The following is an 11,547-nucleotide window of genomic DNA, read 5'->3' on the forward strand; positions in this document are numbered from 1 at the left end:
GTGACGGGTCCCGATGTATTGCTACCTGGACAATAGACATGACTGCCAGTCAACAAATGTTGGTGATTTCAGACGACATTTTCGTATCCAATCAAGCGCCGTTCGTGTTGTTCGGCGGTATCAACGTACTCGAAGATCTCGACTCGACGCTGGCTGCCTGCGCGCGATACGTCGACGTCACGGAACGCCTGGGCATTCCATTCGTTTTCAAGGCATCGTTCGACAAGGCCAACCGCTCGTCCATGCATTCATACCGCGGAGTCGGGCTGGAAGAAGGCTTGCGGATTTTCGAAGCAGTCAAGCTGCGCTTCGGCGTCCCGGTGCTGACCGACGTTCACGAGATTGCACAGGCCAAGCCGGTTGCCGAAGTGGTCGACGTGCTGCAGATCCCCGCGTTCCTCGCGCGTCAGACGGATCTGGTCGTTGCGATCGCGCAGACCGGCCGGACCGTCAACATCAAGAAGCCGCAGTTCATGAGCCCGGCCCAGGTCAGGCACGTGGTCAACAAGTGCCACGAGGCGGGCAACCAGAACGTCATCCTGTGCGAACGCGGCAGTTCGTTCGGTTATGACAATCTCGTCGTCGACATGCTCGGTTTCCGGACCATGCGCGAAGCGTCGGGCGGCTGCCCGGTGATCTTCGATGTCACGCACAGCCTGCAACGCCGCGACGCCGGCAGCGAAGCGTCCGGCGGCCGCCGCGAACAAGTGTTCGAACTCGCGCGCGCAGGTCTTGCCGCCGGCGTGGCGGGGCTCTTTCTCGAAGCGCATGAGAACCCGGATCAGGCACGCTGCGACGGTCCAAGTGCACTGCCGCTTGCGCTGCTCGAACCGTTTCTTGTCCAGATGAAAGCGGTCGACGATCTGGTCAAGTCGTTCACGCCTGTCGAGGAAGGCCTGTTGTGAAGAGCGGCTATCGCGGGGCGATCCGGCTCGTTCTGTTCGATGTCGACGGCGTGTTGACGGACGGGTCGATCTATCTGGACGGCGAGGGCGAATGCATCAAGCCGTTCAACGTGAAAGATGGCGTGGCGGTAGCGTTGCTGCGCGCGCATGGCATTGCGACGGGCGTCGTGTCCGCGCGCTCGAGCCCCGCGCTGACGCTACGCGCGAGGCAACTCAAGTTCGATGTCGTCGTCACCGGCTGCGACAACAAGCTGTCGGCGTACGAACGTATCAGGGCGCAGCATGCGCTGCAGGACGCGCAGATTGCATTCGTAGGCGACGACGTGATCGACCTCGCGGCCATGGCGATCGCCGGATATTCGTGCGCACCGGCGGACGCACATCCGCTCGTGCTGCGGGCTGCCGCGTACGTGACTCAATGCGACGGCGGCCACGGTGTCGCCCGCGACGTAGCCGACCATCTTCTCGCGCTCGGCGGCCTGACGCTCGACACCGCGTACGCGCCTCTTATCAAGAAATGGAGCCGACATGACGTCAGGCAATGACCGGCCGCGGGTTCATGTGGTCATCCCCGCTCGCTACGGATCGACACGGCTGCCTGCCAAGCCGCTGATCGAACTCGCGGGCGTGCCGATGATCGTGCGCGTCTACCGGCGCGTCAGGGCCGCGCTGGATGCGCTCGACGCAGACACGAACGTGATCGTGGCGATCGACGACGAGCGGATTGCCGCCGTGCTCGACGCCTATAACGTTCCGGCGCTGCTGACCGATCCTGAGCATCGCTCGGGTACGGATCGAAGCGCCGAAGTGGCGGAGCGTCTCGGCTGGCATGCCGACGATCTCATCGTCAATGTGCAGGGCGACGAGCCTCTGCTGCCGTCCGCGCTGCTCACGGCGTTCATTGCGTTCTGTAACGACGATCCGCAATTGCGCATGGCGACGGTCGCCGCTCTTGTCACGGATGCGGCCCACCTGCACGATCCGAACATCGTGAAGCTTGTTGTCAATGCAGCCGGCGACGCCGCGCTGTTCTCCCGCTCGCCCATCCCCTTTTGCCGCGATGTTCCCACCGGCCAATGGCCGTTGCCGGCGTTCCTGCGTCATATCGGGATCTATGCGTATCGCCGCTCGGTGATCGGCACGCTGGCGCAGGAACCCATGTGCGAACTCGAGCAGCGGGAAAAACTCGAGCAGTTGCGGGCGATCTGGCTCGGCATTCCGATCAAGGTCATGACCTGGCCAGAAGCGCCGCCGCACGGCGTCGATACGTGGGACGACGTGAAGCGGGTGTCCGATTTTCTAATCGCCAGTAACGGAGCGTGTTCATGAACGATTCCCCTTTTATCGCGTCTGCCGGGCGCGTGTTCGACATCGAAGCCCGCGCTGTGGCTGCACTTGCGGCGCGGCTGGACGAGGACTATTCGCGCGCGGTGCGGACCATCCTGGAGTCGACGGGGCGGGTGATCGTGTGCGGCATGGGCAAGTCCGGCATTGTCGGGCGAAAGATTGCCGCGACGCTGGCAAGCACCGGCACGCCCGCCTTTTTCATGCATCCCGGTGAGGCTTATCACGGCGATCTCGGCATGGTGAAGGGTAACGACGTCTTCATAGCCATTTCGAATTCGGGCGAGACGCATGAGGTCATCCAGCTCTTGCCATTCCTCAAGCAGAACGGTAACGCCGTGATCGCGATGACCGGCAAGCCCGGCTCGACATTGGCGAACGCAGCGTTTTGCCACCTCAATGTCGCAGTCGAACGCGAGGCGTGCCCGTTGCAACTCGCGCCGACCGCGTCCACCACGGCGACGCTCGCAATGGGCGATGCATTAGCCGTCACGCTCATGGAAGCCCGCGATTTCCGGCCCGAGAGCTTCGCCCGGTTTCACCCCGGCGGCTCGCTTGGCCGACGGCTGCTGCGGATGGTCGAGGACGAAATGGTCAGCGACGCGCTACCGTTTGTAGAGGGCGCGGCGAAGGTGATGGAAGTCGTGTCAGTGATGACAAAAAGCAACCTGGGCATCGCGATCGTCAGAACCGGGGACGGTCATGGTCTCGTGACCGACGGCGATATTCGACGTGTGATCGAGGTGCATGGACAGGATGCCTTCGGCAAGTCGGCAAGCGAATTCATGTCGCATAACCCGGTTACCACCCGGATCGGCACACGAGTGGAAGATGCACTGGCGCTGCTGGAGCGGCACAAGATCACTTCGCTGCTCGTGGTTGATCACGCGGGCATTGTTGGTGTGTTCAAGAAGTAACGGGCAATTAGGATAGTGAATATCCATCGAGACACGTATTAAGCATTGCGAAGTTATTCGTGGATCGACGAGTTTTCAGCTCTTTCGTCCCTGGCACCTTCTGTTTCTCTATCCAGAGCTGACAAAAGCGTGTCGCAGTCGGACACGCGGGCCGCATCGCTTTTAGCCGCGTGTACAGTGATTTTACGTCGACAAGACGCCGCTATTTTCAACTCACTCCAGTCATACCGCCGTCTTGAACGCCTGGACTTTCAAGGACGAAGCGTAACCGGTATCGATTATTTGACCAGGGATGAGGGTAATGAGCATTTTTCCGGTGATCCTGTGCGGCGGCAGCGGAACCCGTCTATGGCCGATGTCTCGCGGCGGATATCCGAAGCAGTATCTCCGGCTCGCAGGGGACCACTCGCTGATTCAGGAAACACTGCTGCGTTTGCGCGGCATGGCGGACATGACGGCGCCGATCATTGTGTCGAACAAGGAGCAGCGGTTCTTGATCGCCGAACAACTGCGTCAGGTGGGGGAGAACGCCGCAACGATCGTGCTCGAACCGGCAGCTCGTAATACTGCGCCGGCAATCGCGGTGGCGGCTTTGCTGGCGATGCACAAGTCTCCTGAAGCGCTTCTACTGGTCTTGCCATCCGATCACGTGATCAAGCATCAGGCGCCTTTTGAGCGACTGATCGAGGATGCCGCTGATATCGCTAGCGACAACTATCTGGTCACCTTCGGTATCAGCCCGACCGAGGCGCATACGGGCTACGGCTACATCCGCAGGGGTGCGCGGCTTGTCAACACCGTGGGCACTTTTGCGGTCGAGGCCTTCGTCGAGAAGCCGGATGCCGCTACAGCGACGCGTTTTGTCGAACATGGTGGTTATTACTGGAACAGCGGCATGTTGATGCTGAAGGCATCAACCTATATGGAAGAGTTGAGCCGCCATGAACCGGAGATCGCACAGCTCGCAGAGCTGTCGCTCAAAGCGGCCACTCGCAGCGGCGATTTCGTGAACCTCGACGAGGCTGCTTTCGCCGGGTGCCCAGGTATCTCCGTCGATTATGCGGTGCTGGAGAAGACGGATCGTGCGGCGGTGATCGCCGCGGTGGATCTCGGCTGGAGCGACATAGGCTCGTGGGCCGCACTTGCTGACATTGCGCAAGCCAATGCGAATGGCAACGTTCTTCTCGGCGATGTACTGCAGGAGGATATGTCGAACTCATACGTCCGCGCGGAACACCGGATGGTCGCCGCTATCGGCCTGGACAACGTCGTGATTGTGGAAACGGCCGACGCCGTCCTGATCGTGCATCGCGATAAGACGCAGAGCGTAAAGAGGATCGTTGAACAGCTTAACGGATCGGGGCGTCAGGAATCGGTTACGCATCGGCGAGTGGTGAGGCCATGGGGGTCGTATGAATCTATCGACCAGGGCGAGCGCTTCCAGGTTAAACGAATTGTGGTGAATCCGGGCGCGCAGTTGAGCTTGCAGATGCATCACCATCGCGCGGAGCACTGGATCGTCGTGAAAGGGACCGCGCTGGTTACGAACGGCGACAAGCAAATCATGCTGACGGAAAACCAGTCGACCTACATTCCGCTTGGTGTGACACATCGCCTTCTTAACCCTGGAAAGATTCCCCTGGAACTTATTGAAGTCCAGTCCGGCTCCTATCTTGCGGAAGACGACATCGTTCGCTTCGACGACAGCTACGGCCGGGTTCACATATGACCGAAACGGCATGCACGCGTTGGCGTGTCGTGACCCGGTGAGCCATAGGGGACTCAGTGGCGCGCGCTAGAAGAATGTAAGCGCGAATGCGCGTCCGTTTGCAAGCATCTCGTGACCCATGTCGATTACAAATTGATTCGGACTACTACGTCAGTAACGTCTCTCATGACGAAATCCTCTTGACCACCATGGCGACAACAAAGATGAAGAAAGTACACACGATATTCGGAATCGACATCGACGCTATTCCAATGGAGGTCGCCGTCGGCAGACTCGTTGAGTGGCTTGAATCGCCATTGGTGGCGTGCCGGTATGTGGTTACGCCAAACGTCGATCACATTGTCAAACTGAAAAAGCTTGCGCTTTTCCGCGACGCCTACAAGGCGGCTTCCATGGTCGTGGCGGATGGAAAACCGCTGGTCCTGGCTTCTCGGTTGCTGGGTCGCCCGCTTCCAGAAACGGTGCCGGGCAGTGACCTGGTGCCGCGTCTGCTTGAGAAAGCGAGCGTGATGCAGCAGCCCGTGAAGGTATTCCTGCTTGGTGCAGCGCCAGGCGTAGCCGACCGGGCGGGATCGATCATTGCGCGTCGATGGCCTCACGTTATGGTTGCCGGTACTCATAGCCCGCCCTTCGGTTTCGAACACGTACCCGAGGAATGCGATCGTATCGTCGCGCAGATTTCGGCCTGTCAACCTGATCTTTTGATCGTTGGTTTGGGGGCGCCTAAACAGGAGTTGTGGGTTCACGCGCATAAAGAGCGGATTGAAGCGAAGGTCGTTATTTGCGCCGGCGCGACGATCGACTTTATCGCGGGATCAAAAGCGCGGGCGCCGGTATGGATGCGTCAGGCGGGGCTCGAATGGCTGCATCGGATCGTGTGCGAGCCAAGGCGTCTTCTGGGCAGATATGTTCACGACGCGCTAGTCTTTCCGACTGTTCTGCTGCGTGAAATATTCAGCAGCGGCGTCAATGAAAAAGGCTGAAATTTCTCGTCTTCGAATTCCCATGGCAGTCGCTTCGGCTTGCCTTAGAACTGGCAGACGGAACAACGCGACGGTGCGCGGCATTTCCGTCCGCAATTACCTGGCCACTATGGGGTCTTGCAGTGTCTAATAGACGTTACGCGATCAAAACTTTCCTGGCGGCCAGCTTGCTTGGAACAGGAGGAGGGACGTTGCGATCGCAAGAGCGGCAAGAGCCGAGCTTGCGTCCGCACAAACAACTCAAGGACCTGGACCTGGCAGGAACCCTCGCGAACGATGACCTGATATACGCGGCGCAGGACGGCGCCGAAAAAAAACTGTCGATCGCCCAACTGGCAAGCTATGTCCAGGCTCCCATGGCGAAAGGCATCTCACCCGACGCGGGCAAGCTGACGGGTACGGAAACGCTGCCCGCGAGCCGGGGAGCAGGGCTGTTGCAAACGGAGGTCGGTTCGATAGCGGCATTCGCCCGCGAAGCCTTGGCGGCGCCCGGCGGATCGTCGCTCGTCGGATTCAAATCGTTGCCCGCGTCGAGCGTGGTCAGAACGGTCGCCGACGAGCTAAACGATGCCGACATCAATCCGAAACGCTTCGGTGCGAAGGGCAATGACAGCGCGGACGACTCCGCCGCGATCCAGACCGCGATCGATCTTCTCGAAGCGCGCGGCGGAGGTGTCGTGCGTTTTCCAGCCGGTAATTACCGGTGCAATGTAGTGCTCAAGGATGGCGTGTCCCTGGTATCCGGCAGTGAAATGTTTGGATACCTTCCGGGGCGCGTATCCGGTGTCACCCTGTCTCAGGCGAAGCCCGGTTTCGTGGTTGATTCGCCCAGAACCCTGATCCGGGGCACGGCGGTGAACGGTATCAATTTTGCGGGTCTGGGCGCGAGTTATGAGGGCGGCGGTGTCCGGTTGCGAAACGCAAAGTGGGGAGCGGTAAAACGATGCACGGCCAACAACTTTGCCGATCAGGGTTTCCAGCACATCGCAGGATTCGGGATTGTCTTTGAGGACATTCTCACGACGAACGTTTTGCTGAACCGTCACCGCACGCAGATTTCGGGGTGTGTCGAGACATTCGGCACCGATGACTTCCTGAACCGGATCGAAGCCAATCCGTCGCTGATTGCATCCGACGGTGTGGTGAGCAACGACCTGTATATCTGCGGGATCCTGGTCGGCGGTGCGAACAACTTTCTGTCCAACTGCATTGGCGAGGACGCCGAGCGAGGGATCTACGTCGCGCCGCTGAGAGGGTCGCAGCACCGGATCTCGCTGTGTCGCGGGGACTCCAATGTCGGCCATGGTTTTTACGTCGATGGCAGTGCGTTGTGGGCTGCATGCTTCGCGTACTTCAATAGCTCGGGAAACGTAGGGCAGTACAGCGGCTTCTACATGTCGGCATTGTCGAGAGAGAACTTGCTTACCGGGTGCCGCTCGCAGGGAACGTCCGACCGCCTGCAAAAATATGGCTTTGAAGATCACGTAAGCCGCTCGGACCCTTACCTCCGTAATACTTATACCGGTTGCAGCGGCGCGTATAACCAGTCCGGTTTGTTTCTTACTCAGCAGCGAGGCGGTTCCGGCGTATTGGCGGCGCCGCAGGCAATCCGTCCCGCCGACGGCACAGCCGTGGTCGATATAACCGGAAATAGCCTGATCGTGCTCGAAGGCTACAGCGCGCCCGCCAACATTAGAAATTTCACCGGCGGCGTAGACGGCGCAAGCATTCGCGTACTTGGCAATTCTCAGGTAACGATCGTACCCGGCGCAGGGATTGTCACGTCGACCGGCAAGAGTGTCGTGCTGGCGAATCACACCGTGTACGCCTTCACGCAATACGGTGGAAACTGGTATATGGGTTGACCTTTGTTTCCCGGCGAAGGGCTCGGCAGGCTTACTGACGCCACGACACGTTACGACACACCTGGATATACCGCGTGTCTCCCGGCGCGGCATTCCTTAACCTGATCTTATTTTGCTGATATTTACTTCAGGTATTGCTGAAGTCGGCACGTGCGCAGTTACGGTAGTCGCTGGCGGAAATGCCCAAGCGTCGTTTGAAGATCTTCGCCAGCCGGGTGCCGCTGCGCATGCCACACCGGCGCGCCACTTTATCGATAGGCAGGGTCGTGGTGATCAATAACCTGCACGCAATGTCGAGGCGGGTACGCAATAGATACTCGGACGGTGGCATGCCCGTTTCGGCCTTGAAATGCCGGAGAAATGTGCGCTCGCCCATAGACACGCTCTGGGCAATATCATCTACCGTGATCGGACGGGCGCAATGTTCTTCGATCCAGCGAGTCGCTTCCTTGATCGTGGAGGCAACGTTCGCGTTGGGCGGATCGCCGAGAAGCGGCTCGAGCCAGCGGCCGGAAAAGGGCATGAGGCGCTCGGCAATGCTCTCCGCGGTTTCGTAATCGAAGTCGCTCTTGATGAGCGAGAGGGCGGTGATGACTGGCGAACCCGCGTTGACGTCGATAACCACATCGTTGCTCGGCGCCTGGCTGTGCTGCTTACCGGACGGCCGTATCGGGATGATCATGCCGCGCGCGTTGGGCAGGTCGGCGCCCTTGAGCAGAAGCGTGCCGTTGCCCGCCGCCTGTACCACGCGGACAGTCTGGAACACGCGCTTGAGCCAGTCCGTGTTCCTGCTGTCGTGAGCTGCCGCTGCGGCGCCTTCACCCCCTGCAATGAACAGCGCGTCGTACCCGGACGATGACGAAGCGTCCAGCGGATGGGTGTCCATGCTGATGGCGTTGGAACACTGCACACGACCGCCCCTGCTCGACAGTAAGGAAATCGAATAATGTGGGGCCTGACCGTACTCGGTCGTCGCGGCCAAATTGGCGAGGTCGAAGGTCTCTACAATCAATGCGACCTCCACGAAAGAGCAGTTCTCGTAGACCAGGATCGCGATTCGTTTCTTGGTCGCGTGTCCGTGCCGGCGGTTCCCTTGCTCGATCGAGACCACTCGCCTCGAGTTAGTCCAGGATCTTGCACCCTCTAAGTTCATTTTTTTCTCGTTTGTGTGTGCCCTAAAAATCATTCTAGCCAACAATGAAAAGCTCCTTTGCCGGCTGTCTCAAAAGGGATATGTATTGTCTGAATTGGTTAAGGAGACGTATCTATAATGATAAAAAATGCTTAAATAATTGCTACTTAATGGGTCACAACTTGACAATAAGAAAATCGACTAAAGATGTTGTTTATCAAGGCGTAAAGCAACATTCGATATGGTTCTAATATCCTCATACTAATTGGGATGGCATTGCATTCGTCTATCGTTTTGTTAACGCCGGTAACACAGCCAGAATCGATAAAAATCATTGTCGACTCAGTAAATGGCATTCGCTCGCTTTCGAGCGTGGCGATAAAGGTGGTCGCACCCTTGAGCAGGTCGATGGCGCTATGGCGGGGCGTGCGGGCCGACACGTTTGCGAACGTCGAGTTCATCGATGTCGAGCCGCGCGGGGGCTCGCAAAAGGCAACGGCCATTAGCTCGGCCTATCTGCTTGCGATGGTGCAGCGGGCGCATGCGGGTAGCCCGGCGGGCGCTGCCGGCAATTTCTATGTCTTCGTGGGTGTCGAGGCTTATGGCGATGCCTTCGCCGAGTGTGCGTTCGCGCTGAGACGATGGTTCGGGCCTGCATCGGTCTTTGCGTTGGACCTGCGCCCCGAGAACCCCGCCGCGTTTCCCGTCGATAGCGAATGGAGTGCCCGTCGCTCTCTCGCGTCGCGTGCGACCCTGCTTACGTTCGATTCGCGCTTCGACGCCGGGACGGTTGGCGGTGCACCGGTCAAGGTCTTGCCGGATCCGCGGCGTGGTGAAGTCTCGCTCGCAGCAAGGCAGCGCGCTCGCGCCAGGATGAATGTGTCGGACCACGACTTCGCACTGGCGGTGATCAGTGACGACGTTTCATCGGCTGGCAGTGTCCGGCAGGCTGCGCTGATTCGCGCACTGATGCAGGCGCAAAGCTCGCGGCTGCTCATAGCAGGCATCGGGCACGAACCGGCAGCGTCATGGCTCGCCGATTTGTCGGCAACGTTTCCCGGCCGGGTGCGGATCATGGGTGCGTGCGCGGCCGGTGCGTGCGACACCGACGCCGCGGATGTATTGCTCATGCCGGGAGGCGAGCACGGCACAGCGCCTTCGCTGCCTTGCGCCGCAAGCGCTGAGGAAGCAACGATGCCTGCTGAGCAAGGACATCGAAGGATCGTGCTGGAGGAATACATGGGTACGCACGATGTGGACGACTTCATCCTGGCGGTGGGTCTTCTGCCTTCGCGGGCGAGCCGGGAGGTAGAGATGCTTCGGGGTTCGTTGATCAAGACCCTGCAAGCCAAGATGGATTTGCGGTTCGGAAGAAGTTTGTACTACGCAGTTAAGCAGGTCAGTGAGCAGGTTGAATAAGCGAGTTAGATAAGCAGGCTAGTTAAGCGCGATTGTCCGGCCGCGGCCGGGTGGTCCAACCCACCGGTGCTTTCTCCATCCGGTCCTGTCGAGTGCGTCCCTTGTATCGCCGATGCAGTCCTGCCAACGTCGAGTCTGGCTGACGGGGCACGCCATCGCCGATGGCGGCCCTTGTTCGGGTGATCGACGCTTGCTTCAACCCGCGTGAATTGCTCCCGCTCCCTTGTGAGCTTGTATGTATAAAAGGAATCCATGAACTCGCAGTTCCGTTTGTTGGGCGTTGCGTGGTACAGGCAGGAGGACTATGACCGATGCCGTGCCATGTTCATCGATGGGGAGGTGTTGCCGTTTTCGTATATGGACTGGAAGAATCAGGTGGAACGCTTTCGCGAACGGTGTGTCAGCCAGGGCATTGGCGTAATCCAGGCGTATATCGATCCGGATCTGTTCCCCGACTGGTGCGTCGCGAACGGCTGCAATGCGGACGCGGATGGACGCGACACCTTCGCCTCCGATCTGGCGGGCCGCGTCATGATGGAAAGAAGCCGGCTTCGCGACTAGGCGCGTGGGAGCCGGGCTCAGCGGCCGGCTGACTGGAGGGAAGACAGGGTAGGGTATAGCAAGCGCCAAGGCCGTCCGGCGCTTCGCAAGACCGCGGAGGGCACGCTGCGGACTATGATAAAAAGGGAAGCACGGTAGGACTGAGGAACGCGGTGCGTGACCGTAATCGAAGCATAATAGAACGTGTACCCTACAATTCTTCCCATGCCCAAAAAGCCATCCCACCCTCCGGTTGATCCCGGCAGCGAGGAGTATCACTTCTCCGAACAGATCGGCCACCTGCTGCGGCGGGCATACCAGCGCCACGTCGCCATCTTCCAGGCGGCCATACCGGACTCGGATCTGACCGCGGCGCAATTCGTCACGCTGTGCGCGGTCAAGCAGCAGCAGTCCTGCTCGCTCAACGACATCGTCAAGGCCACGGCAATCGACCAGGCCACCATCCGCGGCGTGGTCGAGCGCTTGAAAGCACGCTCGCTGATCGTGGTCTCGCCCGACCCGCTCGACGGTCGCAAGCTGCTGGTGCGCACAACACCGGAAGGCCTGGCGTTGATCGACCAGACCGTGCCGTTTGCGCGGCAGGTCAGCGAGCAGACTTACGCGGGGCTGAATCCGGCCGAGCGCGTCGCCATCGTTTATCTTCTACGCGCGATGACGCGCGCGGAAGATAGCTGATTCAAAGCGCGTATAGG

The 11,547-nt window shown here is 59.5% G+C and carries 11 protein-coding genes; 10 read left to right on the forward strand and 1 reads right to left on the reverse strand.

The window, feature by feature from the left end:
• The first annotated feature begins 56 nt into the window (after positions 1–56).
• The 7 genes from kdsA (at position 57) to EOS_RS24805 (ending at position 7,743) form a co-directional block, all read left to right on the forward strand.
• Positions 57–905, forward strand: coding sequence for a 3-deoxy-8-phosphooctulonate synthase (gene kdsA / locus EOS_RS24775; protein WP_047849399.1), 849 nt, complete (start codon positions 57–59; stop codon positions 903–905).
• Positions 902–1,450, forward strand: a complete 549-nt coding sequence (locus EOS_RS24780) for a KdsC family phosphatase (RefSeq protein WP_047849363.1) — start codon at positions 902–904, stop codon at positions 1,448–1,450. Before kdsA ends, EOS_RS24780 begins: the two co-directional genes overlap by 4 nt.
• The gene (gene kdsB / locus EOS_RS24785) at positions 1,434–2,234 is read left to right on the forward strand and encodes a 3-deoxy-manno-octulosonate cytidylyltransferase (RefSeq protein WP_047849364.1); all 801 of its coding nucleotides are present in this window, start codon (positions 1,434–1,436) and stop codon (positions 2,232–2,234) included. Before EOS_RS24780 ends, kdsB begins: the two co-directional genes overlap by 17 nt.
• On the forward strand, positions 2,231–3,166 hold the full coding sequence (locus EOS_RS24790; RefSeq protein WP_047849365.1) for a KpsF/GutQ family sugar-phosphate isomerase: 936 nt from the start codon (positions 2,231–2,233) through the stop codon (positions 3,164–3,166). The genes kdsB and EOS_RS24790 overlap by 4 nt, the downstream gene beginning before the upstream one ends.
• A gap of 301 nt (positions 3,167–3,467) precedes the next feature.
• Complete coding sequence (locus tag EOS_RS24795) at positions 3,468–4,895, forward strand: mannose-1-phosphate guanylyltransferase/mannose-6-phosphate isomerase (RefSeq protein ID WP_047849366.1); 1,428 nt, start codon at positions 3,468–3,470, stop codon at positions 4,893–4,895.
• Positions 4,896–4,981: 86 nt separating this feature from the next.
• On the forward strand, positions 4,982–5,878 hold the full coding sequence (locus EOS_RS24800) for a WecB/TagA/CpsF family glycosyltransferase (protein ID WP_235442955.1): 897 nt from the start codon (positions 4,982–4,984) through the stop codon (positions 5,876–5,878).
• A gap of 221 nt (positions 5,879–6,099) precedes the next feature.
• Positions 6,100–7,743, forward strand: coding sequence for a glycoside hydrolase family 55 protein (locus EOS_RS24805; RefSeq protein WP_235442956.1), 1,644 nt, complete (start codon positions 6,100–6,102; stop codon positions 7,741–7,743).
• Positions 7,744–7,870: 127 nt separating this feature from the next.
• On the opposite strand, the gene EOS_RS24810 is transcribed toward EOS_RS24805, so the two are convergent.
• Entirely contained in the window at positions 7,871–8,854 is a 984-nt protein-coding gene (locus tag EOS_RS24810; RefSeq protein ID WP_047849369.1) for a GlxA family transcriptional regulator, read from the reverse strand.
• 429 nt (positions 8,855–9,283) lie between these two features.
• On the opposite strand from EOS_RS24810, the gene EOS_RS24815 reads away from it, so the two are divergent.
• The 3 genes from EOS_RS24815 to EOS_RS24825 all read left to right on the forward strand — a co-directional run bounded on the left by EOS_RS24815 (position 9,284) and on the right by EOS_RS24825 (position 11,530).
• The gene (locus tag EOS_RS24815; protein WP_047849370.1) at positions 9,284–10,294 is read left to right on the forward strand and encodes a hypothetical protein; all 1,011 of its coding nucleotides are present in this window, start codon (positions 9,284–9,286) and stop codon (positions 10,292–10,294) included.
• A gap of 252 nt (positions 10,295–10,546) precedes the next feature.
• Positions 10,547–10,855 (forward strand): hypothetical protein, encoded by a 309-nt coding sequence (locus EOS_RS24820; RefSeq protein ID WP_047849371.1) that lies wholly within the window; start codon positions 10,547–10,549, stop codon positions 10,853–10,855.
• 204 nt (positions 10,856–11,059) lie between these two features.
• Positions 11,060–11,530 (forward strand): MarR family winged helix-turn-helix transcriptional regulator, encoded by a 471-nt coding sequence (locus EOS_RS24825; RefSeq protein WP_047849372.1) that lies wholly within the window; start codon positions 11,060–11,062, stop codon positions 11,528–11,530.
• Positions 11,531–11,547 lie beyond the last annotated feature (17 nt).

This window comes from Caballeronia mineralivorans PML1(12) (assembly GCF_001028175.1).
GTDB lineage: Bacteria > Pseudomonadota > Gammaproteobacteria > Burkholderiales > Burkholderiaceae > Caballeronia > Caballeronia mineralivorans.